General features: G+C 53.6%; 25 protein-coding genes and 1 pseudogene. 22 read left to right on the top strand and 4 right to left on the bottom strand.

Annotation, left to right across the window (positions count from 1 at the left end; all coding sequences use genetic code 11):
* Positions 1–71: 71 nt before the first annotated feature.
* Positions 72–1,192 (bottom strand): IS3-like element ISSen4 family transposase gene (locus ACOXYR_RS13190; protein ID WP_096147877.1). Its coding sequence is split into 2 segments (ribosomal slippage): positions 72–934 and positions 934–1,192, totalling 1,122 coding nucleotides; the frame shifts between segments, so codons are not numbered across the junction.
* 137 nt (positions 1,193–1,329) lie between these two features.
* On the opposite strand from ACOXYR_RS13190, the pseudogene ACOXYR_RS24800 reads away from it, so the two are divergent.
* The 19 genes and pseudogenes from ACOXYR_RS24800 to ACOXYR_RS13090 all read left to right on the top strand — a co-directional run.
* Positions 1,330–3,492 (top strand): annotated as a pseudogene (locus tag ACOXYR_RS24800) (VENN motif pre-toxin domain-containing protein); the annotation flags it as partial.
* On the top strand, positions 3,479–3,736 hold the full coding sequence (locus tag ACOXYR_RS13175; RefSeq protein ID WP_113858460.1) for a hypothetical protein: 258 nt from the start codon (positions 3,479–3,481) through the stop codon (positions 3,734–3,736). The pseudogene ACOXYR_RS24800 and the gene ACOXYR_RS13175, both read left to right, overlap by 14 nt.
* Positions 3,737–4,206: 470 nt before the next feature.
* Positions 4,207–4,518, top strand: a complete 312-nt coding sequence (locus tag ACOXYR_RS13170; protein ID WP_421355908.1) for a calcium-binding protein — start codon at positions 4,207–4,209, stop codon at positions 4,516–4,518.
* Positions 4,519–4,809: 291 nt separating this feature from the next.
* Entirely contained in the window at positions 4,810–5,787 is a 978-nt protein-coding gene (locus ACOXYR_RS13165; RefSeq protein ID WP_421355909.1) for a DUF1852 domain-containing protein, read from the top strand.
* A 27-nt stretch (positions 5,788–5,814) separates the two neighbouring features.
* A complete protein-coding gene (locus ACOXYR_RS13160; RefSeq protein WP_421355910.1) occupies positions 5,815–6,846 on the top strand; it encodes a methionine synthase in 1,032 nt (343 codons plus the stop codon).
* A gap of 552 nt (positions 6,847–7,398) precedes the next feature.
* A complete protein-coding gene (locus ACOXYR_RS13155; RefSeq protein WP_108474533.1) occupies positions 7,399–7,812 on the top strand; it encodes a DoxX family protein in 414 nt (137 codons plus the stop codon).
* A gap of 183 nt (positions 7,813–7,995) precedes the next feature.
* A complete protein-coding gene (locus ACOXYR_RS13150; RefSeq protein WP_113858466.1) occupies positions 7,996–8,733 on the top strand; it encodes a gluconate 2-dehydrogenase subunit 3 family protein in 738 nt (245 codons plus the stop codon).
* Between the two features lie 2 nt (positions 8,734–8,735).
* On the top strand, positions 8,736–10,520 hold the full coding sequence (locus tag ACOXYR_RS13145; protein WP_108474531.1) for a GMC family oxidoreductase: 1,785 nt from the start codon (positions 8,736–8,738) through the stop codon (positions 10,518–10,520).
* Between the two features lie 11 nt (positions 10,521–10,531).
* The gene (locus ACOXYR_RS13140) at positions 10,532–11,860 is read left to right on the top strand and encodes a c-type cytochrome (protein ID WP_421355911.1); all 1,329 of its coding nucleotides are present in this window, start codon (positions 10,532–10,534) and stop codon (positions 11,858–11,860) included.
* A 41-nt stretch (positions 11,861–11,901) separates the two neighbouring features.
* Positions 11,902–12,525, top strand: coding sequence for a cytochrome c biogenesis heme-transporting ATPase CcmA (gene ccmA / locus ACOXYR_RS13135; protein WP_421355912.1), 624 nt, complete (start codon positions 11,902–11,904; stop codon positions 12,523–12,525).
* Positions 12,522–13,178 (top strand): heme exporter protein CcmB, encoded by a 657-nt coding sequence (ccmB, locus tag ACOXYR_RS13130; RefSeq protein WP_421355913.1) that lies wholly within the window; start codon positions 12,522–12,524, stop codon positions 13,176–13,178. Before ccmA ends, ccmB begins: the two co-directional genes overlap by 4 nt.
* A 31-nt stretch (positions 13,179–13,209) precedes the next feature.
* Positions 13,210–13,947, top strand: a complete 738-nt coding sequence (locus ACOXYR_RS13125) for a heme ABC transporter permease (protein ID WP_407732459.1) — start codon at positions 13,210–13,212, stop codon at positions 13,945–13,947.
* The gene (gene ccmD, locus ACOXYR_RS13120) at positions 13,944–14,177 is read left to right on the top strand and encodes a heme exporter protein CcmD (protein ID WP_350436757.1); all 234 of its coding nucleotides are present in this window, start codon (positions 13,944–13,946) and stop codon (positions 14,175–14,177) included. The genes ACOXYR_RS13125 and ccmD overlap by 4 nt, the downstream gene beginning before the upstream one ends.
* Positions 14,161–14,628: a cytochrome c maturation protein CcmE gene (gene ccmE / locus ACOXYR_RS13115; RefSeq protein WP_108474525.1), complete on the top strand. Its 468-nt coding sequence runs from the start codon at positions 14,161–14,163 to the stop codon at positions 14,626–14,628. The genes ccmD and ccmE overlap by 17 nt, the downstream gene beginning before the upstream one ends.
* The gene (locus tag ACOXYR_RS13110) at positions 14,625–16,586 is read left to right on the top strand and encodes a heme lyase CcmF/NrfE family subunit (RefSeq protein ID WP_108474524.1); all 1,962 of its coding nucleotides are present in this window, start codon (positions 14,625–14,627) and stop codon (positions 16,584–16,586) included. Before ccmE ends, ACOXYR_RS13110 begins: the two co-directional genes overlap by 4 nt.
* Complete coding sequence (locus ACOXYR_RS13105; protein WP_108474523.1) at positions 16,576–17,133, top strand: DsbE family thiol:disulfide interchange protein; 558 nt, start codon at positions 16,576–16,578, stop codon at positions 17,131–17,133. The genes ACOXYR_RS13110 and ACOXYR_RS13105 overlap by 11 nt, the downstream gene beginning before the upstream one ends.
* The gene (locus ACOXYR_RS13100; RefSeq protein ID WP_421355914.1) at positions 17,130–17,588 is read left to right on the top strand and encodes a cytochrome c-type biogenesis protein; all 459 of its coding nucleotides are present in this window, start codon (positions 17,130–17,132) and stop codon (positions 17,586–17,588) included. The genes ACOXYR_RS13105 and ACOXYR_RS13100 overlap by 4 nt, the downstream gene beginning before the upstream one ends.
* Positions 17,585–18,388: a c-type cytochrome biogenesis protein CcmI gene (ccmI, locus tag ACOXYR_RS13095; protein ID WP_421355915.1), complete on the top strand. Its 804-nt coding sequence runs from the start codon at positions 17,585–17,587 to the stop codon at positions 18,386–18,388. The genes ACOXYR_RS13100 and ccmI overlap by 4 nt, the downstream gene beginning before the upstream one ends.
* Before the next feature lie 86 nt (positions 18,389–18,474).
* Positions 18,475–19,383 (top strand): LysR family transcriptional regulator, encoded by a 909-nt coding sequence (locus ACOXYR_RS13090; RefSeq protein WP_189623536.1) that lies wholly within the window; start codon positions 18,475–18,477, stop codon positions 19,381–19,383.
* Between the two features lie 130 nt (positions 19,384–19,513).
* Here ACOXYR_RS13090 and ACOXYR_RS13085 read toward each other — a convergent pair whose 3' ends face one another.
* The gene (locus tag ACOXYR_RS13085) at positions 19,514–20,005 is read right to left on the bottom strand and encodes a DMT family transporter (RefSeq protein ID WP_189623537.1); all 492 of its coding nucleotides are present in this window, start codon (positions 20,003–20,005) and stop codon (positions 19,514–19,516) included.
* An 8-nt stretch (positions 20,006–20,013) separates the two neighbouring features.
* Entirely contained in the window at positions 20,014–20,448 is a 435-nt protein-coding gene (locus ACOXYR_RS13080; protein WP_108474518.1) for a DMT family transporter, read from the bottom strand.
* A 99-nt stretch (positions 20,449–20,547) separates the two neighbouring features.
* On the opposite strand from ACOXYR_RS13080, the gene ACOXYR_RS13075 reads away from it, so the two are divergent.
* A complete protein-coding gene (locus ACOXYR_RS13075; RefSeq protein WP_421355916.1) occupies positions 20,548–21,483 on the top strand; it encodes a LysR family transcriptional regulator in 936 nt (311 codons plus the stop codon).
* Between the two features lie 12 nt (positions 21,484–21,495).
* On the opposite strand, the gene ACOXYR_RS13070 is transcribed toward ACOXYR_RS13075, so the two are convergent.
* A complete protein-coding gene (locus tag ACOXYR_RS13070; RefSeq protein ID WP_421355917.1) occupies positions 21,496–22,269 on the bottom strand; it encodes an AraC family transcriptional regulator in 774 nt (257 codons plus the stop codon).
* A 114-nt stretch (positions 22,270–22,383) separates the two neighbouring features.
* Between ACOXYR_RS13070 and ACOXYR_RS13065 the strand changes: the two genes are divergently transcribed.
* Together ACOXYR_RS13065 and ACOXYR_RS13060 are read left to right on the top strand one after the other, a co-directional pair.
* Positions 22,384–23,109: a type 1 glutamine amidotransferase gene (locus ACOXYR_RS13065; protein WP_421355968.1), complete on the top strand. Its 726-nt coding sequence runs from the start codon at positions 22,384–22,386 to the stop codon at positions 23,107–23,109.
* A gap of 117 nt (positions 23,110–23,226) precedes the next feature.
* Complete coding sequence (locus ACOXYR_RS13060; RefSeq protein ID WP_421355918.1) at positions 23,227–24,177, top strand: bifunctional helix-turn-helix transcriptional regulator/GNAT family N-acetyltransferase; 951 nt, start codon at positions 23,227–23,229, stop codon at positions 24,175–24,177.
* Positions 24,178–24,243: the final 66 nt, after the last annotated feature.

Below are 24,243 nucleotides of genomic sequence, written 5' to 3'. Positions count from 1 at the left end.
GGCGGGATTTTTTGCCCTGCGTTTTTCACAGTCGAACAAGATTGACCTGCCCCCACGATTAGATACAACACTCAGTTAGTAACGTCGGAATCTTCATTCTCAGAATGACCCTTTCTCCAGCCCGCTGCAAATTCAGACGGTGTCTGATAATTCAGCGTGGAGTGCGGGCGGCATTCGTTATAATCCTGCCGCCAGTCATTAATAATTTTCCTGGCATGAACGATATCGCTGAACCAGTGCTCATTCAAACATTCATCGCGAAATCGTCCGTTAAAGCTCTCAATAAATCCGTTCTGCGTTGGCTTGCCCGGCTGGATTAAGCGCAACTCAACACCATGCTCAAAGGCCCATTGATCCAGTGCACGGCAAGTGAACTCCGGCCCCTGGTCAGTTCTTATCGTCGCCGGATAGCCTCGAAACAGTGCAATGCTGTCCAGAATACGCGTGACCTGAACGCCTGAAATCCCAAAGGCAACAGTGACCGTCAGGCATTCCTTTGTGAAATCATCGACGCAGGTAAGACACTTGATCCTGCGACCGGTGGAAAGTGCGTCCATGACGAAATCCATCGACCAGGTCAGATTGGGCGCCGCCGGACGGAGCAGCGGCAGACGTTCTGTTGCCAGCCCTTTACGACGTCTTCTGCGTTTTACGCCCAGGCCACTGAGGTGATAAAGCCGGTACACGCGCTTATGATTAACATGAAGCCCTTCACGGCGCAGCAACTGCCAAATACGACGGTAGCCAAAACGCCTGCGCTCCAGTGCCAGCTCAGTGATGCGCCCTGATAAATGCGCATCAGCAGCCGGACGGTGAGCCTCATAGCGGCAGGTCGACAGGGATAAACCTGTAAGCCTGCAGGCACGACGTTGCGACAGACCGGTCGCATCACACATCAACATCACGGCTTCCCGCTTCTGGTCTGTCGTCAGTACTTTCGCCCAAGAGCCACCTGAAGCGCCTCTTTATCCAGCATGGCTTCGGCAAGCAGCTTCTTGAGTCTGGCGTTCTCTTCCTCAAGCGACTTCAGGCGCTTAACTTCAGGCACCTCCATACCGCCATACTTCTTACGCCAGATGTAAAACGTGGCATCGGAAATGGCATGCTTGCGGCAGAGTTCACGGGCGGGTACCCCAGCTTCGGCTTCGCGGAGAATACTGATGATCTGTTCATCGGAAAAACGCTTCTTCATGGGGATGTCCTCATGTGGCTTATGAAGACATTACTAACATCGGGGTGTACTAATCAACGGGGAGCAGGTCAAGATGTTTTTTGGGAATACCGACGTCTCGCCGTTAGTGTCTTCGGGCAAAAAGACGCGTCGGTGCAGAAACCACGCTTGATAGCGGCGGTACCACGACGCTCAGCAGTGGCCGTGACACCCTACTCTCCGGGGCGCAGGTCAGCGGTGACCAAATTGTGGCAGATGCTGGCCGTGATCTTTGGCTCATCAGTCAGCAGGACAGCAATGCCTACGATTCAAAACAGAACAGCCTTGCGGCAGGTGGGAGCTTTACTTTTGGCTCGATGACGGGTTCCGGCTATATCAACGCCAGCCAGGACAAGATGAAGAGCACCTATGACTCGGTGCAGGAGCAGACCGGGTTATACGCGGGTAAGGGTGGTTACGATATTACGGTCGGTAACCATACCCAGCTGGATGGCGCGGTGATTGCCTCGACGGCGGCAGCGGATAAAAACAGCCTCGATACTGGCACGCTGGGCTTTAGTGATATCGGTAATAAAGCTGATTACAAGGTCAGCCACGCAGGGGCCAGTATTAGTGGCGGCGGTGATATTGGTGGTAAGGAATTTACCGGCAACATGGCCGGGGGGATGGCTTCAGCGTTAAGCCACAGTGGTCACGCAGAAGGGACGACCCAGGCGGCGGTCAGCAATGGCACGATTACGATACGTGATACCGCCAGGCAGCAGCAGGATGTGGCTGACCTGAGCCGCGACACAGAACATGCCAACGACAGTATCAGCCCGATCTTTGATAAGGAAAAAGAACAGAAACGTCTGCAGGCAGTTCAACTGGTCCAGGACATCGGTAGTCAGGCGTCAGATATTGCCAGAACACAGGGGCAACTGGCAGGGCTGGCGGCACAGAAAGACCCTGACGCACTGGATAACGCCCGGGCACAGTTACTGGCAGAGCATAAAACCGTAACCGATGAGATGGTGTCGCAGCGGGCGTATGACAATGCGATGCAGCAGTACGGTACCGGGAGCGATATCCAGCGGGCCATCCAGGGCGTGACGGCCGGGCTGTCTGGCCTGGCGGGTGGCAATATAGCAGGTGCACTGGCGGGCGCGTCGGCCCCGGAACTGGCCAACCTGATTGGTCACGGGATGGGAATTGATGAAAATGACCATGCGACAAAAGCGCTGGCTCATGCAATTTTGGGGGGCGTGGTCGCATCCTTGCAGGGGAACAGTGCTACTGCCGGCGCGATGGGCGGCGCATCGGGTGAACTGGTTGCAGCCGCAATAGCAAATGCTCTTTATCCGGGGCAGAAGCCAGCAGAGCTGTCGGAAGAGCAGAAACAAACGGTCAGCGCACTGGCGTCGGTATCGGCGGGAATTGCAGGTGGGTTGACGGGTGATAGCGTCTCTGGTGCGGCGGCAGGAGCGCAGGCAGGGAAGAATGCGGTTGAGAATAATTTCCTCGGAGCGACATCTTCAGACAAGCTTGATAAAGCTGTTGAGAAAATTATGAACGGCGATAAGTCATTAGCGACAGCCAATGAGCTTATTAAGCTGGAAAATGCCGATAAACGTAGCGATGCGCTGGTATCCAAATTCACCAAAGACCCTTCACAGATGACCAGTACGGAACGAGCTGAACTGGCCGGGTATCTGCGTGTCTATGCTTTTGAAATGGAGAATGCCTACGGGCCAGCGGTAGCACAGCAACTGGTTACAGGTCTGCTCTCTGGCCAGGATTACATGAAACGAGCTCCTGACTCCGAAGCTATGTCCAAGGCCCAGAGCATCATGAATACCTGGGGCTATCATAAGTCGAATGCCAGTATTGGCGATGCGCCACTGATGTTTGGTGGTAATGTACTGGGCCTTACTGTGAAAGGTATGGCGGCTAATGCGGCAATCGGGGTGGGCGTTAATACAGTCTCTCAGTTGTCTGGAAAAGAACCTTTCAGTTATGTCGATGCAATAATGGCTGGGCTAACATCAGCAGCGACAACAGGAAAAAGTATTGGGGCATCTGCTGCAATAAATATGGCAGGAGCTGCTATAGGCAGTGGAATCAAAGGGGAAAATCCAACTAATTCGGTTATTGGGGCTGGACTAGGTTCCGTTGCTGGGAGTAAAGCGGAAAAATATATTACAGGAGGGTTATCGACAGCAGTTAAAGAGGGGACGGCTGAGGCGGTTGGAGCTGTTGGTGGTTCCACTGCAAGTGAAATGGTCAGCGATGCTGCAAAAAATGCTCTTGATAAAGCGGAGTATAAAGATGAAAAGAAATAAAGTATATGAGCTTGTTACCCTAATTTACCGCTGCATTTTTGTGTTTTTTGTAATTTGTTTTATGGCAAGTGCTTTGGGCGCGTTGCTGGTTTATTTCAAAATCGGTTATTTTGAACTCAACTGGAAAGAAACTATCCTGCTCTCGCTGAAAAAAGGGGGAGTTGTCGGCTCAGCTATTGGTCTAGGGCTATGGATAAAAGCGAGGATACAAGAACGTAAGAGCGCTAAAAAGCTAAATCAGTAAGCAGGCGAATCCCAGCCATTTAGGCTGGGATTGTTGTTGAGAATAACTCGCTGGCCGCAGACCAGGCCCGTGCAGCAGCGAAGCAGGCTGCTGAATCCCTGAAAAATCAGGTCAGGGAGACGCTGGGGGAAGGTACAACGTCAGCCATCGCAAACGCCATTATTAATGGCCTTGCTGATACGGGTGATGCGGCATTAGGATCTCTACGAAGCCATCGAGGAGCAGGGCTTTGCCGCGATCGTGGCACGCAATACGGGCCTGACCAATCTTCCTGTGAATATCTTTGGCACCAGTCTGCTTGATAATCCGCCGGTTGTTGTCGGTCACAACCTCGTCCTCAATGGTGGGAATAGCATTGACGTCCTCAAGGGGGGCTCGGCGACGACGTCCTCAATGGCGGTGGCGGCAACGACACGCTTAACGGTGGGGCCGGTAACGACACACTCAACGGCGGGTCTGGCGCCGATGTGATGAAGGGTGGCCTGGGTACTGATATCATGACCGGAGGTGCCGGAGATGACACCTTTGTCTTTAGCAAAGGCTTTGGCCGGGACCGTATTACCAGCGGTTTCGATAGTAATCCCAGCGGTGGACAGGACCACCTCGATTTGAGCTTGTTAGGCATTAGTGGGGCGAATTTTGCCAGCAGCGTCACGATTGCCGGGGGCGCGGGTAACAGTACCGTCATAACCCTCGGCAATCCGATTGATGGCAATGTTATTACTTTAGAAAACGTAAACACTAAAAGCATCGATGTTAATGACTTTCTTCTAATCGGATAAGGGAAGGTCGCCTGGTCTTGCGCCAAATACACAACCCCGGATAAGAAATTGTCTGGGGTTTTTTCTTCTCGACATTCTTCAACGCTTACGCCCCGCATGACCCAATCGCCAACATGAACATCGCTCATGTTGCAGTGAAATTAACTCGCTTTCTCTTCCCCTGCGGCTCTGTCATTAATATCACCATAACTTACTGACAACATGAATAGTGCGGCGTCAACAAGCCAGTTACATCTGACTTGTTGACGCTAATGCGCGGTTTCATGTCTGAACCCAGGGTGCCAGAAAACGATGAATAACGAATTTACTTTTACCATCAAGCGCAGTCGATTTGATGAGAATTATAACCCTTCAGAAAACACGCGTATTACCACTAACTTTGCGAATCTGGCGCGTGGGGAAAATCGTCAGCAGAACTTACGTAACACGTTGAAGATGATCGATAACCGATTTAATTCGTTAGCCTATTGGGATAATCCAAAAAGCGACCGTTATTCGGTCGAGCTGGAGATTATCTCCGTAGATATGAGCATCAAAGGGCAGAACATTACCTTTCCGGTGATCGAAATATTACAAACTACGATTCATGACAGGAAAGTGGGTGAGCGTATCGACGGTATCGTGGGAAATAATTTCTCCTCTTACGTACGCGATTATGACTTCAGTGTACGGTTGTTAGAACATAATAAAAACACGACCCAGTTCAGTATTCCGGGGAATTTTGGTGAGCTGCACGGGAATATCTTCCGGCATTTTGTGCATTCCCCTGTCTATAGCGATAACTTTAAAAAATCGCCGGTTATCTGTCTGAGCGTGTCGAGCAAAGACACCTATCAACAAACCGGGAATCAACATCCTGTGCTTGGTCACGAGTACCAGCAGGAAGGCACCTCGTTAACGGAGAAATACTTCAATAAGATGGGGTTACAGGTACGCTATTTTATGCCGAAAGGCAGCGTGGCACCGCTTGCATTTTATTTTACCGGCGATTTACTGAGCGATTATACCGACCTTGAATTGATCGGCACGATTAGCACGATGGAGACATTCCAGAAGATCTATCGCCCGGAAATTTATAACGCGAATTCACCTGCCGGGCTGCACTATCAACCGGATCTCAATCACGACGATCACTCGTTAACGAAAATTGTTTATGACCGCGAAGAACGCAGCCAGTTGGCGATTGAACAAGGGAAGTTCACCGAGCAACACTTTATTAAACCGTACCAGCATATTCTTGAGCAATGGTCCGCTCACTACGCGCTTTAATTAATTGAAAAGATAAGGTCACCTGTTATGAAAACATTGCTCCCAACCTCGACTGCGGGCAGTTTACCGAAACCGTTATGGCTTGCTCAACCCGAGACGCTCTGGTCGCCGTGGAAACTGCAAAATGAAGAATTAATTGCGGGCAAACAAGATGCCCTACGCTTATCACTGGACGATCAACTACGCGCGGGCATTGATATTGTCAGTGATGGTGAGCAAACGCGTCAGCATTTTGTGACAACCTTTATTGAGCACCTCAGCGGCGTGGATTTTGAAAAACGTGAAGTCGTTAAAATTCGTAATCGCTATGACGCCAGTGTTCCCACCGTTGTCGGTGCCGTGGAACGGCAAAAACCTGTTTTCGTCGATGATGCTCGCTATCTGCGCCAGCTGACGAAACAACCTATCAAATGGGCGCTGCCTGGCCCGATGACCATGATCGACACGCTGTATGACGCGCATTATAAAAGTCGTGAAAAACTGGCATGGGAATTTGCCAAAATCCTCAATCAGGAAGCCAAAGAGTTAGAAGCGGCGGGCGTCGATATTATCCAGTTTGATGAACCGGCCTTTAACGTGTTTTTTGATGAAGTGAATGACTGGGGTATCGCCGCCCTGGAAAGGGCCGTTGAAGGGCTGAAATGCGAAACGGCGGTGCATATCTGCTACGGATACGGCATCAAAGCTAACACCGACTGGAAAAAGACGCTGGGCTCCGAATGGCGGCAATATGAAGAGGCGTTCCCGAAACTGCAACAATCGACAATCGATATCATCTCGCTGGAGTGCCACAACTCGCGCGTCCCGATGGATCTGCTGGCGTTGATTCGCGGTAAAAAAGTGATGGTCGGGGCCATTGATGTGGCAACCTCTGCCATTGAGACGGCGGAAGAGGTTGCTGATACCCTGCGCAAAGCGCTTCAGTTTGTCGATGCAGATAAGCTTTACCCTTCGACTAACTGTGGGATGGCACCTCTGGCCCGTCAGGTGGCGGCAGGGAAACTCAATGCGTTGAGCGCAGGTGCGGAAATTATTCGCCGAGAGTTGCAGGCGAAATAGTGTTATCGCATTTCGTATCAAAAAGTATTGAGATCGTACTGAATTAATCGCCCCGCTATTGGGGGGCGTGGCTTTATCAACATGAGTGCCAGGATTACAGGCTTAGCACTCATTTCAATTATCTGCAATTTGCAAATGGTAATGGATGAATTGTTATTAATAGCCAATACCTTTACTATTTCTGTATCTGTTTTCCCCCGATGTTCCTCGTTTTCCCCATATAGTGTGATAATGATGAATCGATGAAACTTTTTAGCGATGTTATTAATTGCACACAAATACACCATTCAGGCTGAGTAATTTCTAAATAGCACTTTTTGCATGTTGAAACGTTAAGGCAATCCGGGGTTCGTCAACTAAACTGAGACACTGAGTATCCTGATTTGATATTGTAAGGTAATTCTGAAGGAATAGAATGCGCATGTAAAAAGTAGTGTTATCTCATCGCGATGGCGCTTTTTACGGGAATGGCCTTCAGACGTATCTGAAGCGCCTTCACTCAATGTCATAAAAGAGTGTTTTGTAATTTATTGTTTTATCTAGGGAAATATCATGCAGTACTTATCGCTGGACAAATATAAAAATGGTTTTTTACTGGTTGCCCGTATTTTACTGGTAATCCTGTTTGTGTTATTTGGCTGGCAGAAAATGATGGGGTTTGAGGGTACCGTGGGCTATATGGCGTCGGTTGGCGCACCGTTGCCGCAACTTTCCGCGATTATTGCCGTTATTGTTGAGCTGGTGTTTGGCTTGCTGATTGTTGCCGGTTATTTCACCCGCCCACTGGCACTGCTTCTGGCCGTCTACACTGTGGCAACGGCTATTATCGGCCATCCTTACTGGAGCATGACCGGAATGGACCAGTACATGGCAATGACCAATTTCTTTAAAAACGTCAGTATCTGCGGCGGATTCTTACTGCTGGCTTTCACCGGCCCTGGCAGCTATTCACTCGATCGCAAATAATCTATAGCATTAATGGTCTATCATTGATGCCATAATTATGCCTTCAGGCCCATTAAGAGGCCGAAAGGTTAATGACTCATATTGCCATTCGAGCGATTTTGTTGGAATGGTAATATTTCTTTTATTGGCTAGGTATTTTCTTATTCGGTAGCGTGTGAAAATTAATTGAAGGGATGTGTGACAATGTCGAGCGAGAAAACAAACAGTTCGAGACGTGACTTTCTGGTCAAGTCGATGACGTTAATTCCTGCGGTAGTGGTGGGCGGCAGCAGTGTGGGCGCCCTGGGGATGGTTGAAAACGCCGTCGCCGCAGAAAGTAAGCCTCACTCAACGCCCGACCAGGGTGAGTGGACGCCGCAATTTTTTAACAGTGATGAGTGGGCGTTTGTCAAAGCCGCCGTCGCGCGGCTTATTCCTGCGGATGAACGCGGCCCAGGCGCGCTGGAAGCGGGCGTCCCTGAGTTCATCGATCGCCAGATGAATACGCCGTATGCCACTGGCTCCATCTGGTACATGCAGGGCCCATTTAACCCGGATGTACCGAAAGAGATGGGTTATCAACTTCCGCTGGTGCCAAAGCAAATCTATAACCTGGGCATTGTCGAAGCCAACGACTGGTGCCGCCAGCAGTATGGCAAACCGTTTGCCGAGCTGGACGGTGCAAAGCAGGACGCCGCCCTGAGCCAGTTTGAATCAGGTGCCGCCAGCTTTAAACAGCTTCCCGCCTCTCTGTTCTTCTCCTACTTACTCCAGAACACCCGCGAAGGATTCTTCAGCGATCCGATTCATGGCGGTAACAAAGGCATGGTGGGCTGGACGTTGATCAATTTTCCCGGCGCGCGCGCCGACTTTATGGACTGGGTTGAACGGGGCGAGCGTTACCCCTTCCCGCCGGTATCAATTAATGGGGAGAGGGCATAACGATGGCAACAGTAATGAAAAAAACCGACGCGGTGATCGTCGGATTCGGTTGGGTTGGCGCGATTATGGCCAAAGAACTGACCGAGGCCGGGCTGAACGTGGTGGCGCTGGAGCGCGGCCCGATGCGCGACACCTGGCCGGATGGCGCATATCCGCAGGTTATTGATGAACTGACCTACAATATTCGTCGCAAGCTGTTCCAGGATCTCTCCAAAAGCACCGTCACGATTCGCCATAACACCAGCCAGACCGCGGTTCCCTATCGTCAGCTTGCCGCATTCCTGCCGGGTACGGGTGTCGGCGGCGCCGGGTTACACTGGTCAGGTGTGCATTTCCGTGTTGATCCGGTCGAACTGCGTATGCGCAGCCACTACGAAGAACGTTACGGGAAAAACTTCATTCCGCAGGACATGATCATTCAGGACTTCGGGGTGACCTACGACGAGCTTGAGCCGTTCTTCGACAAAGCGGAAAAAGTATTTGGTACCTCCGGTACCGCCTGGTCAGTGAAAGGAAAAGTGGTCGGCAAAGATCGCGGCGGTAACCCGTTTGCGCCGGATCGTTCAGACGATTTCCCGCTGCCTGCGCAGAAAAATACCTGGTCTGCGCAACTGTTTGAAAAAGCGGCGCGCGAAGTGGGCTATCACCCTTATAACCTGCCGTCGGCGAATACCTCCGATTCCTATACCAACACCTACGGCGCGCAGATGGGGCCGTGTAACTTCTGCGGATTCTGTAGCGGTTATGCCTGTTACATGTACTCCAAAGCCTCGCCAAACGTGAATATTCTGCCTGCGCTGCGGATGGAAAAACGCTTTGAACTGCGTACCAACTCGAACGTACTTAAAGTCAATCTGACCGATGATAAAACCCGTGCGACGGGGGTGACCTATGTCGATGCGCAGGGGCGTGAAGTGGAGCAGCCAGCCGATCTGGTGATCGTCGGCGCGTTCCAGTTCCATAACGTCCACCTGATGCTGCTGTCGGGTATCGGTAAGCCTTACAACCCTGAAACCGGGGAAGGCGTGGTAGGGCGTAACTTTGCCTACCAGAACATGACAACAATTAAAGCTATCTTTGATAAAGATACCTTCACTAACCCGTTCATCGGGGCAGGCGGTAACGGCGTCGGCATCGATGATTTCAACGCAGATAACTTTGATCACGGTAGTGCTGGTTTTGTTGGCGGCTCGCCGTTCTGGGTAAACCAGGCCGGTACTAAACCGATCTCCGGCCTGCCTGTGCCTCCGGGAACCCCGGCATGGGGAAGCAAATGGAAAGCGGCGGTCGCCGATACCTATACGCATCATCTGTCGATGGATGCCCACGGCGCACACCAGTCCTATCGTCAGAACTATCTTGACCTCGATCCTCACTACAAAAACATCTACGGCCAGCCGCTGCTGCGTATGACGTTCGACTGGCAGGAAAACGACATCAAGATGGCGCAGTTTATGTACGACAAGATGGCACCGATCGCTAAAGCGATGAACCCGAAATATATGCTCGGCAGCCCGAAAAACGCCAACAGTCATTTCGATACCACCACCTATCAGACCACCCACATGAACGGTGGGGCGGTGATGGGCGAAGATCCAAAAACCAGTGCGGTGAACCGCTATCTGCAAAGCTGGGATGTGCACAATGTGTTCGTTATTGGCGCTTCGGCCTTCCCGCAGGGGCTGGGATATAACCCAACAGGGACGGTTGCCGCGCTGGCGTATTGGTCTGCAAAAGCGATCCGTGAACAGTATCTGAAAAACCCAGGCCCACTGGTACAGGCATAAGGAAGGCAACGATGAAAATTCAACTGTTATCGGCGCTGGTGCTGGGCGCGCTGAGCTTCGCAAGCTTCGCGCAGGATGCGACAACCGACAGCAATCTCATTCGTCAGGGGGAATACCTGGCGCGGGCGGGCGACTGTGTGGCTTGCCATACCAACGGTAAGGACGGCAAACCGTTCGCCGGTGGCCTGCCGATGGAAACACCGATCGGCACCATTTACTCGACCAACATTACGCCGGACAAAAAGAACGGCATCGGCGATTACACCTTCGAAGAGTTTGACGATGCGGTGCGTAAAGGGGTACGCAAAGATGGATCAACGTTGTACCCGGCGATGCCATTCCCGTCGTTTGCTCGCGTGAGTGAAGCGGATATGCGCGCGATGTACGCCTACTTTATGCATGGCGTGGAACCGCAGGCCGAGCCGAACCGCGACTCCGATATTCCGTGGCCGCTCTCAATGCGCTGGCCGCTCTCTATCTGGCGTTTGATGTTTGCGCCAACGCCAAAAGACTTTGTCATCAATCCCAACGCCGATCCGGTGCTGGAACGCGGCCGTTATCTGGTGGAAGGGCTGGGGCACTGTGGCGCATGCCATACGCCGCGTAGCCTGACCATGCAGGAAAAAGCCCTGAGCGAGAAAGATGGCGATAACTATCTTTCCGGCAGCAACAGCCCGATCGATGGTTGGGTGGCGTCGAGCCTGCGCGGTGAAAACCGTGACGGTCTTGGCACCTGGAGCGAAGAGGAGCTGGCGGAATTCCTGAAAACCGGGCGTAACGACAAATCCGTGGTCTTCGGCGGTATGAGCGATGTGGTTGAGCACAGCCTGCAATATCTCTCTGACGAGGACATTACGGCGATTTCCCGCTACCTCAAATCCCTGCCGCCGCGCGACGGTAAGCAGACGCCTGCGCCGGTTGAAGACAGCGTGGCGAAAGATTTGTGGAAAGGGAATGACAGCAAGCCTGGCGCGTCGCTATATGTGGATAACTGCGCAGCCTGTCACCGTACCGATGGCGTAGGCTATAAACGTGCATTCCCGTCGCTGAAAGGTAACCCGGTGGTGCAGACGGAAGATGCCACCTCGCTGATTCACATCATCCTCACCGGTAGCACAACGCCGGCGGTGAAAGGGGCGGTGTCGAACCTGACCATGCCATCATTCGGCTGGCGTCTGGACGATCAACAGGTAGCGGACGTAACCAACTTCATCCGCACCAGTTGGGGCAACAACGCGCCTGCGGTCAGTGCATCGGATGTGGCGAAGGTGCGCAAATCGCTTTCTCATGACGAAAAAGCGATGGGCAACGCCGATATCTCCAAACTACCAACGCCGTAACGGACAAACGGGGAGCCTCGCTCCCCGTTAAAGGGTTTTTCATGCTGCAAGCAAATCAACTGACCTGCGTCTACGAAGAACGGGTGCTATTTGAGTCGCTATCTTTTACGGTAGAACCGGGAGAAGTGGTGCAGATAGCGGGCGAGAACGGTTCTGGTAAAACCTCTCTGCTGCGCCTGTTAACCGGCCTCACTCAGCCCGAAAGTGGCTATGTATGCTGGCAAGGCGAGCGGCTTTCTCGCGTACGCGACACGTTCCATCAACAGATGTTGTGGATTGGGCACAAACCGGGCGTCAAAGCCTCGCTGACTGCCGACGAGAATCTGCGCCTCTTTTATCCGCGATCGACGCTTGAAGCGCGGGAAGCGGCGCTGTTGGCGATTGGCCTTGCGGGATTCGAAGATTTACCGCTGTATCAGCTATCGGCAGGACAGCAACGGCGTAGCGCACTGGCGCGACTGTGGTTAAGCGATGCCGCGTTATGGATCCTCGATGAACCGCTGGCGGCCCTTGATGTCGCCGCGATTGAAACATTGACCCATCGGCTGGAAAAACACGTGCACAGGGGCGGCAGCGTCGTACTGACCACCCATCAGCCGCTGCGTTCGCTGGACTGCCCCTTACGCGTCTTAAGGTTATCCGGCGGGGAGGCGTACGCTTCATGATCCGGACGATTTTTCTTTGTGAGCTGCGCCTGGCCTGGCGGCGAGGTGCGGACATCCTAAACCCGCTGTGGTTTTTCCTGATTGTCATCACGCTGTTTCCCTTTAGCGTTGGGCCGGAAAACGCCCTGCTGGCGCAAATCGCGCCAGGCGTTATTTGGGTCGCGGCATTGCTGGCTGCGCTGCTGGTGATGGATCGCTTATTTCGCGATGACCTGCTCGACGGTTCGCTGGAGCAGCAATTACTGCTGCCGACGCCGCTCCCGGGCGTGGTGATGGCGAAAGTGCTGGCGCACTGGATGATGACCGGGCTGCCGCTGCTGCTGGTTTCCCCCCTGGCGGCGCTGCTGCTGGGAATGAATGCACACAGCGCAGGCGTCCTGTTTCTGACGCTACTGCTGGGCACGCCAACCCTGAGTTTTATTGGTTCGGTCGGCGCGGCGCTCACGGTGGGGTTGAAACGCGGTGGCGTTCTGCTCAGTTTACTGGTGCTGCCGCTCTCGGTTCCGATGCTGATTTTTGCTTCCGCCGCCTGCGAAGCGGTCGCTGCGGGTCTACCCGTCGATGGTTATCTCGCGGTGCTGGGCGCTTTTCTGGCGGGGAGCGCAACGCTATGTCCGTTCGCCACCGCTGCCGCATTGCGGCTTTCCGTTTAACGGGCCTGTTTTCACCAGGAAGGGCAATTTTATGTGGAAATTATTACATCAACTGGCGATACCGGAGCGGTTATACACGCTCTGTGGCCGCTGGCTTCCGTGGCTGGCAATGCTCAGCGCACTGTTGTTGATTGTCGGGCTGGGGTGGGGATTCATCTACGCGCCAGCTGATTATCAACAGGGTGAAAGCTACCGCATTATGTACGTGCACGTACCGGCTGCAATATGGTCAATGGGGATTTACGCCATGATGGCGGGCGCGGCGTTTGTCGGCCTGGTCTGGCAGATGAAAATGGCTGACTTAACCCTTATGGCGTTGGCTCCGGTTGGCGCAGGCTATACGCTTATCGCCCTGGTGACGGGCGCGGCCTGGGGCAAACCGATGTGGGGCACCTGGTGGATCTGGGATGCGCGCCTGACATCTGAACTGGTGCTGCTGTTTCTTTACGCCGGAATTATCGCGCTATGGAACGCCTTCGACGACCGACGCCTTGCCGGACGTGCCGCGGGGATCCTCGCGCTGGTTGGCGTCGTTAATTTGCCGATCATTCATTATTCGGTTTTATGGTGGAACACCCTGCATCAGGGTTCCACCAATATGCAGCAGACTATTGACGTCAGCATGCGTATGCCGCTGCGGTTGTGCATTTTCGGTTTCCTTTTCCTGTTTATCACCTTAACGCTGTTGCGTCTGCGTAACCTGATCCTCTGGCAGGAGCGCCGTCGTCCGTGGGTGGCGACGCTCGCAAGCAAAGGAGGCGCGCAATGACGCCGGCTTTCACATCATTCGCCGATTTTCTGGCGATGGGCGGCTACGCCTTTTATGTTTGGCTTTCGGTGGCAACGACGCTGGTTGTGCTGCTGGGGCTGGTAGGTTATTCGCTCTGGCAACATCACGCATTATTACAGGCTGTAAGGCGTCAGCAGCGTCGCGAGCAGCGGCTTCGTCATGCGCGCGAACACATGAACAAGGAGCAGGCTGATGCAGGCACGCCGTAAAACTCGCCTTTATCTGGTACTGGCCGTGCTGGCAGGGCTCGGGCTGGCGGTGACCCTGGTGCTGTATGCCCTGAGCACCAACATCGACCTGTTCTATACGCCAGGGGAAATCCTCAACGGCAAAAATGAAACGCAGGAAAAGCCGCATATCGGCCAGCGCCTGCGCGTGGGGGGCTATGTTGAAGCGGGCAGCATCAAACGTGATGATAAAACGCTGGATGTCACCTTCCGCCTGTACGACGCGCGCGGCGCGGTCTCGGTGAGCTATAAAGGCATTTTGCCGGATCTGTTCCGCGAAGGGCAGGGGGCGGTTGCGCAGGGGATCCTTGACGGCGAACGCCATATTACCGCGCAGCAGGTGTTAGCGAAGCACGATGAAAACTACACGCCGCCGGAAATCCACAGCGCGATGACTACCGCGCCAACCGTGCAAAAGGAAAACCACCCATGATGCCGGAACTGGGCAACTTTTTACTCTGTCTGGCGTTAGGGTTTTCGCTGCTTTTGGCGATTTACCCCCTGTGGGGCGCGTATCGCCAGAGCCGCTGGCTGATGGCGCTGGCACGGCCCTTAAGTTGGGCGCTGTTTTTCACGATTCTCGCCGCGTTCCTGGTGCTGGTGCATGCCTTCGTGGTCAACGATTTCACGGTGCGCTATGTAGCGGATAACTCTAACGTTGCGCTGCCCGTCTGGTATCGTGTCGCCGCCACCTGGGGCGCGCACGAAGGTTCGCTGCTGTTGTGGGTGCTGTTGATGAGCGGCTGGACTTTTGCCGTTGCGCTGGGCAGTCGCCGGATGCCGCTGGATGCCGTCGCGCGCGTGCTGGCGGTGATGGGCATGGTCAGTGCCGGTTTCCTGCTGTTTATTCTGTTCACCTCTAACCCGTTTACTCGCGGGCTGCCGGAATATCCCATCGATGGGCGCGATCTCAATCCGCTGTTGCAGGATATCGGCATGATCTTCCACCCGCCGCTGCTCTATATGGGCTACGTCGGTTTCTCGGTCGCGTTTGCTTTTGCGATAGCCTCGTTACTGGCCGGGCGTCTTGATACCGCCTGGGCGCGCTGGTCGCGCCCGTGGACGCAGGCGGCGTGGGTCTTCTTAACGATGGGTATCGTGCTCGGCTCGGCATGGGCCTATTACGAGCTGGGCTGGGGCGGCTGGTGGTTCTGGGATCCGGTCGAAAACGCCTCGTTTATGCCGTGGCTGGTGGGAACCGCACTCATGCACTCCCTGGCCGTGACTGAAAAACGCGGCAGTTTCCGTGCCTGGACGGTACTGCTCGCGATCAGCGCTTTCTCGCTGTGTTTGTTAGGCACGTTCCTGGTACGCTCCGGCGTGCTGGTGTCGGTGCACGCTTTCGCCTCCGATCCGGCGCGGGGTATGTTTATTCTGGCGCTGCTGGTGCTGGTTATCGGCGGCTCGCTGCTGCTGTATGCCCTGAAAGGCGGCAGCGTGCGGGCGCGAGTGGAACACACAGTATGGTCGCGGGAATCTTTCCTGCTGGGCAACAACATCTTGCTGATTGCCGCCATGCTGGTGGTGCTGCTGGGTACACTTCTGCCGCTGGTGCATAAAGAGCTGGGGCTGGGGAGTATCTCCATCGGTGAGCCGTTCTTTAATTCCCTGTTTACCGTGCTGATGGCACCGTTTGCACTGCTGCTGGGTATCGGCCCGCTGGTGCGCTGGCGTCGCGATGATGCGAAGAAACAGATTAAGCGGCTGGTCATTTCGCTGCTGCTGACGCTGGTGTTGTCCATTGTTCTGCCGTGGTGGCTCCAGGATCGCATCGCCGCAATGACGGTTATCGGTCTGATGATGGCGCTATGGGTCTTTATCTTCGTACTGATTGAACTGCATGAACGTGCCACCCATCGTCACGGTTTCTGGCGTGGGTTGACGAAACTTTCTCGCAGCCAGTGGGGCATGGTGCTGGGGCATATTGGCGTGGCGGTGACTGTCACCGGTATCGCCTTTAGTCAAAGCTACAGCGTCGAGCGCGATGTGCGCATGAAGGCGGGCGACAGCATTGATATCCACGCGTATCACTTTGTATTTAAAGGCGTACGTGACATTGTCGGGCCGAACTGGTTTGGTGGGGAAGGTATCATCGAGGTAACGCGTCATGGTCGCGCGGAAGCCACACTGTATGCGGAAAAACGGTTTTACAGCGCCAGCCGAATGATGATGACCGAAGCGGCCATTGATGGCGGCCTGACGCGCGACCTGTACGCGGCGCTGGGTGAAGAGCTGGATGACGGCAGTTGGGCGGTGCGTCTCTATTACAAACCGTTTGTTCGCTGGATCTGGTATGGCGGCGTACTGATGGCGCTGGGTGGACTCTGCTGCATGCTCGACCCGCGCTACCGGATGCGGAAATCTCGTCAGGAGGTCAGTCATGACGCGTAAGGCACTTTTTATACCACTGGTGCTGTTTCTGGCGCTGGCGGTTGCACTACTGTGGCAACTGATGCGTAACGCGGGCGGGGATGATCCGACGTCGCTTGAATCGGCGCTTATTGGCAAACCGGTTCCCGCCTTCCGTCTTGAATCGCTGAATAATCCCGGCGAGGAATACGATCGTTCGGTACTGGTTAGCGGTAAACCGCTGCTGCTCAATGTGTGGGCAACCTGGTGTCCAACCTGCCGCGCCGAGCATCAGTTCCTCAATCAGCTCTCTGCGCAGGGCGTAAGAGTGGTGGGGATGAACTATAAAGACGATCGCCAGAAAGCGATCGACTGGTTGAATCGCCTTGGTAATCCTTACTCGCTAAGCCTGTTTGACGGCAACGGCATGCTGGGGCTGGATCTCGGCGTCTACGGTGCGCCAGAGACGTTTCTCATTGATGGTCAGGGCGTGATTCGCTGGCGTCATGCGGGCGCGCTGGACGACCGCGTCTGGCGGGAACAGCTGGCCCCACTCTGGCGGCAATACAGTAAAGAGGCGTCATCATGAGGCGCTGGATACTCGCTATTGTCGCGCTGCTGCTGGCCTGCAACGCGCTGGCGGCCATCGACACCTGGCAGTTTAAAGATGACGCACAGGAGCAGTCGTTTCGCGAAATCACCTCTCAACTGCGCTGCCCGAAATGCCAGAACAACAGTGTCGCTGACTCCAATGCGATGATCGCCGCCGATATGCGGCTGAAGGTCTATGAACTGTTGCGCCAGGGGCAGAGCAAACAGCAGATTATTGATTACATGGTGGCGCGCTACGGTAATTTTGTTAGCTATGAACCGCCCGTCACGCCAGGGACGATTGCCCTGTGGCTGATTCCGGCGCTGTTTATCGTGGCCGGTGCGACGGTTGTGGTGACACGCGCCCGGCGGCGCATGACGCAAAGCGATGCGCTCAGCGACGAAGAGCGCGAACGTCTGGCAGCCCTGTTGAATAAAGAGAAAGAGCTATGATCCTGTTTTTAATCGTCGCCGCGCTGCTGCTGGTCGGCGCACTTGCGCTGCTTTACTTCCCGTGGTCTTCGCGCGACGACGTCAATCACGACGCGTTGAACCGCGCGTTTTATCACTCGCGCCTGCAGGAAATTGAGCAGGAAGCGCCTCAGGATCGTGATGCGATGGTGGTGGAACTGCAACGTACGCTATTGTCAGATATTCCTGAAACGGCCTCGCCGACCGCTCGCCCACAGAGTCGCTGGCTGCTGTTGCCCGGTGCGCTGGCGCTGGTGATTATCAGCGTCGGGGTATTTTTGAAAACCACTGATATCGGTAACGTGCTGACGCTACGTCTGGCACAAAATGAACTTCGTGGTCTTGTGCAACGCGCGTTAAACCCCGCAGAACGTCCATTGCGTACGGATGAAGTGGAACAACTGGGGCTCGGCCTGCGTAGCCACGTCCAGAGTGCGCCTGACGATCTCGATGCCTGGCGTTTACTGGGGCGGGTAGGCATGGTGCTGAACAACGGCGACATGGCGATAGGCGCATACGCCAGAGCGAGCCAGCTCGCGCCGGACAGCCCCGCCATCGCACTGGATTACGCCGGTGCCTTGCTGTGTACGGGGGATGAAAGCGCGAATCGTCAGGGCGAAATGAAGCTACACGAATTACTGAAAAAATACCCCGAGAGCGTGCGCGCGGCGTCGATGAACAGCACTCAGCCGCCACTCAATCTGTTAAATAACAGCGGAATGCGCTGCGATGTGATGGTACACCGTTTCCTCGACATTCTGGCGCGGGGCGGTAAGCCGTAACAGACGTGCAACCTGACGCGCTGGCACTTACAATGATTAGCGTTGATGGCCTGATGTAGTGAGCATCCCGTACCGTTGGTGGAAGAATGCAGTTAGAAGATATCCGAATATTTGTCACAATTGTGAATATGGGAAGCTTTACGGCAGCGGCGGAACATTTGCAGCTGTCGAAACAATATGTCAGCCGGCGCATGGCGGCACTGGAGAAAAAAGTTGCCGCCCGTTTACTGGTACGCAATACGCGAAAACTGTCTGTCACCGATACCGGGCAGGTTTTTTTTCATCATGCACAGCGTATTCTCGAAGAAGTTCAAGAAGCCGAACAGGTTATTTCCGCTCGTCAGCAAAAACTGACGGGCTCTTATCGTATCAGCCTGCCCATGATTTATGGTGTGCGACGATTGGCGCCGCTGGTCGTGGAGTTTCAGTCCGCGCATCCGGAATTAGCGATGCATATCGATATGAGCGATCATTATGTCGATGTGGTCGGCGAGGGCTACGATATGGTGTTGCGTATTGGCAACCTGATGGATTCCACGCTGATTGCCCGCTGTCTGGGTAAACTGGCAATGGTGCTCTGCGCCAGCCCGGACTACCTGAAGGTACACGGCACGCCGCGCTCATGTGACGATTTAAGTCAGCATAATTGCCTGTTATACGGGCGCGAAGGACAACTCGGCTGGAAATTAAAATCGGATGGGGCGGTCAATACCTTTGCGGTAAAAGGCAGCCTGAGCAGTAATAATGGTGAAGTGATCCGTGACGCCGCGGAAGCTGGTGTCGGTATCGCGTTGCTACCCACCTTTATAGTGGAAGAGTCGCTGCGTCAGGGCTCACTGGTACAAATATTAGCGGAATGTTCACCCCCGCATCTCACCCTCAGCGCACTGTATCCCAAACATCGGCAGAATAGCGCGGTTACACGAGTACTGCTCTCTTTCCTGGCGGAAAGAGTGGCGGGGATTGTCGATGAGGATGCGGGTGATGAAATATGAATCGTGGTTGCCAGGATAATGTCCGGGTAACCCCTCTCGACACTCCACGCTTTTGAATACCGAATGCAGGCGAAATCATCGGAACAATTTTTCCTCTATACCCTGCTACATCCCTCTGAACAGGTTGAACTTATCTGCCAGCGGCTACCTGCTGCTGGGGCTTTTTCGCCGGTGCGGCTTTCAGCTTGCTGCTGGAGTAGATGAAGAACAACGCCATACCCAGGCAGACGATGGCGCCGAGTCGGCTCATCGAGAACGGAATCGGCGCATTGCCCAGCCAGCCGAAGCTATCGATCAGCATGCTCATCGATAGTTGGCCAAAAATGACGGCGACCGTGGCAACCGCTGCGCCAATGCGCTGGACAGCCAGTACCATAATGACGATATACGGCACGCCAAACATTGCCCCCAGCAGCTGCCATTTAGGCACGTCCATCAGGGTCAGGGCGTGTTTGGGTTCGAAGAAGAAGATAAGCAGCCCTGTCACCAGCGCTCCGACTGAAAATGTCAGGAACGCGCTTTTGAATACGCCGACCTTGCTGCCCAATTGGCCGTTGATAGCCGCCTGGATACTCAGCATGGCACCCCCGGCGACGGCGAGAAGAATCATAATAAGCGTCATACTGTTATTTACCCCTGTGCAACCATAACTAGCGCCGCAATGATGAAAATCAGCGCGATGATACGTTTTCTGTCAATTTCCCTGTGCGGCGTACCGAGCAGGCCGAAGTGGTCAATTATCAGGCTCTTGAAGACCTGGCCTGCCAGTATGCCGATCATCGTCATGGCGATACCGATTACCGGTGTTGCCACGGTCAGGATAATGACATAAATCGGCCCAAGTACCCCGCCCAGCAACTGCCATGATGGCTGGGCAAAGAAGGATGGGCTATTACGCGGGCTGAAAAAAAGCATCAGCAGAAAGGTCAGCGCCGCACCCACGCCAAAGACACTAAAGGTGGCCCAGAGGTCACCGACCTCCCCGGCAAGTGGCCCGAGCAATCCTGCCTCTATGGACAGTCCCATGCCTCCGGCAATAACGATAAAAATTAATATCAGTTGCATAGCAATCAGTCTCCCATTGTCCTGGCGGAGAAGATTACGTCTTAACATGAATGATAAAAATGCAATAATGAGATAAACACTTATGCAGGATATGCATCAATGAATGAGCCTGGTAACATCAGTATTCGTGCGCTGCTGATTTTTATTGACGTTTATGAAACGCAGAATTTCTCTGTGGTGGCGCGGCGGGAGGGGATATCCGCCTCTCAGGTATCGCGCGTCATCCATCAAATAGAGGATGCGCTCGGGCAGCAGCTCTTTTACCGCAATACCCGGGCTATTATCCCGACGGAAAGTGGCCATCTTTTTATCCGCTATGCGCGCGCGATGACGGGTAGCCTGGAGGAGGCCCGGCGGGAACTCTACGAGAGAACGCTTGAGCCTTCCGGAATGGTTCGCATAAACGCCCCTGTATTCTTTGGACAGCGCCATGTAGCCCCCGCGTTACCCCGCCTGATGGAACGCTATCCGAGGCTTAACATTGAGCTTACGCTGACTGATGATTACATTGATCCGCATCGGGAGGCGGCTGACGTCATTTTCCGGATTGGCGCGCTGAAGGATTCCTCATTTCATGCGCGCGTGTTTGGCCAGCAGTTCTATCATCTTGCCGCGTCACCGGATTACATCCGCCGACACGGCATGCCTGATTCACCTGACGAGCTCGCACGTCATAAATGCCTGGTCTATAGCGGCTCGTCAGGGCCAAACCGCTGGCTGCTGCGCAGGCATGGCGAGGAGTGGGTGCACTATCCTGTCTCGCCCCTGATGTCATCCAATAATGCTGAATCGCTGCTGATTGCTGCCCTTGGGGGAATGGGGATTGTGCTGTTTCCTGACTGGCTGATTGGAGACCGCCTGAAGAGCGGTGAGCTTGTCGGGCTGCTGCCGGAGCTGGACACGTCCATAAAAACGGAGCCGCAGTACATCGCGGCAATTTATCCACATGCCCGCCATCCACCATTAAACGTTCGGGCAATTATCGATTACTACATTGACGCGTTCGGTTCACCGCTTTACTGGCAGGCAGAGTAAGATATTCGATTCTTATGGCAAAAAATGCCCTGGCGTTTTACCTATAATGGCCCGAAAGGCGGCGGAAAACGCGGCCGGGCATGAGAAGCCAAGCTGATAAGCGACCTGCTTTACCGGGATGCCGTTTGCAAGAAGATCCAATGACGCGCAAACTCTGGCACGTTGCTTCCATGTTCTGAAGCTGAACCCGGTATCCTTGATAAAAAGCCGTGAGAATGTGCGTTCGGACATATTAGCGATATACGCCAGGTCGCTCATTGCCGCTTCCCAGCGATGGTTAACCAACAATTCCTGAGTTGCACAGAACAACCGTTCATCACGCGGCATGGGAAGTTCCGTGGCTAAAGGGGCCGCCTCACTTAAAATTTCCAGAAGTAGCAGCGCCATTTTTCGTTGGCTCGATCCGTTATATTCCTGGCTAAAGATTCCCTGAATGAGTTCTTTCACCAGAGGCGTGGCGGTTATGACATGCACATCGTGACTTTTTGTGAAGTTCGTACACTCGGCGATAAGACTACTGCTGAAATAGACCGATTGCAGGTCTGTTTGTGATAACAGGTGATAGCTGTGGATTTGCAGGGGCGGAAGCCATAATGCGCGCTGCGGCGGTATGACCCAGCGATGACCTTCGGTTTCAACGAGCATCACGCCTCTGGAAGCAAACAGTAACTGCCCTTCAAGATGATGATGAGGGGGATCTGACTCGCCGCGCTGATAGTGTATTGCCGTGCCGGACCAGCCAACACGTTCATCATGCCTTGGCGTTTTATCTATACCTCCTGGCATTTAAGATTCAACTCCTGCGCTTATGATGATGGCGTTATCCCCCTGAGCCAGAATCAGACTGGCTCGCTGAGGTGGTATTCATAATTATCATAAGTATTACAGGAGCATATGCAAATGAGAGTTCACTTCATCGTTCACGAGAGTTTTGAAGCGCCCGGCGCTTATGAAACGTGGGCAAGAAAGAAGGGGCATGACGTCACTTATTCGCGCCTTTATGCGGGTGAAAAACTCCCAACGAATACCGGTGGCATTGATTTGTTGATTGTGATGGGCGGCCCGCAGGATCCGAGCGTGACGACTGACGAATGCGCCCATTTTGATGCAAAAAGTGAACAAGCCTTTATTGCTTCTGTTATCAGATCAGGAAGCGCCGTAATCGGAGTGTGTTTAGGCTCGCAATTGATTGGCGAAGCGCTTGGTGCGCCTTTTGCGCACAGCCCGGAGAAAGAGATTGGCAAATTCCCGATTTATTTGACGAAGGATGGAAGCAAGAGCGAGATGTTCAGTCATTTTGGCCCCATGCTCGAGGTGGGGCACTGGCATAACGATATGCCTGGCCTGACGGCTGATGCGGTCATTATGGCTTACAGTGAAGGGTGTCCACGCCAGATTGTGGCTTATTCCGATCGCGTTTACGGATTTCAGTGCCATTTGGAGCTAACGCGGGAAGTCGTTGAACAACTTATTGCCCATTCAGCATCGGAGCTGAGTCGGTCCAGTGAATATCGTTTTGTCGATACGGTGGAGAAACTTCGGGCACATGATTACGGTGAAATGAATGCGGCTTTGTTCATCTTCCTTGATAAACTTGAAGCGCGCTGCGCATTAGTGCGCCCCTAAAAACGAAGCCAGAATCGGGTGACAGAGATGAGCAAGGCGCTGAAAGAGAGTAAAAGATTGACAGGCTTCCTGTTTAAATGGTTGTATCGTACAACTATATAAGCAAGGGCAATGTTAATGAATCCAGAATTGCAGACCATAAAAAATGTACGTGAAGCCTCTCGTTTAATGGTGCGCGAGCTGGGTTTTATGAATCAGACGCTGGCGGCGACGGATTATCCTCCTTCCGCCGTTCACGCCCTGCTTGAAGTTGAAACGCATGGGGCGATATCAGCGGCTCAGTTGGTACAGATTCTGGGGCTGGAGAAATCCAGCGTGAGTCGCATGCTCGCAAAGCTTGTCAAAGCGGGTGAGCTGGAAGAAAGACCTTCCGCCGAAGACGCGAGGACGAAACTGTTAAATCTCACCGAAAAGGGGAGAGTGACTGTCCAGAGCATCAATGCTTACGCTGACGACCGTGTCATCGCCGCACTCAAAAAGTTGGCCCCATTTAACCGAATAACGACCTCGCAGGGGCTTTCATCCTATGCCTGCGCCCTGAAAGCTAGCCGCGAAAATACGGACGTCAACGCAAGCAATAGTGTCAAAATTGTCACGGGGTACTATCCAGGAATGATCGGTCGCATTGCTGAAATGCATGGCGTCTATTATGCAAGGGAGCATAACTTCGGCATTATTTTTGAATCGAAGGTTGCTGCGGGCCTTGCTGATTTTTCTGCCCGTCTGGATAAACCCTGCAACCAGATTTGGTTGGCAATGGTAAACGACAGAATCGTCGGCTCGGTAGCCATCGACGGTGAGGATCTGGGAAATAACGACGCGCATCTGCGTTGGTTCATCCTCGACGATGGATGTCGTGGCAGTGGACTGGGTAGAAAACTCATTGCAGAGGCGATGTCATTTTGTGTCGAGCAGAGGTTCTCTTCGGTACAGCTATGGACATTTAACAAACTGACAGCGGCAATACGATTGTATGAATCATTTGGTTTTAAATTGTCCAAAGAATGGGAAGGCGACCAGTGGGGAAGTATCATTACGGAGCAACAGTTTATTCGAAAAATCACCTGAGCATTCCTGACGTCTCTTTCTTTTGAATATAGACATGTTTCAGCACTCTCTCTGTTTCATGAATAT

The organism is Pseudocitrobacter faecalis (assembly GCF_965231525.1).
Taxonomy (GTDB): domain Bacteria; phylum Pseudomonadota; class Gammaproteobacteria; order Enterobacterales; family Enterobacteriaceae; genus Pseudocitrobacter; species Pseudocitrobacter faecalis.
This window is presented reverse-complemented; position numbering and strand designations above follow the sequence as displayed.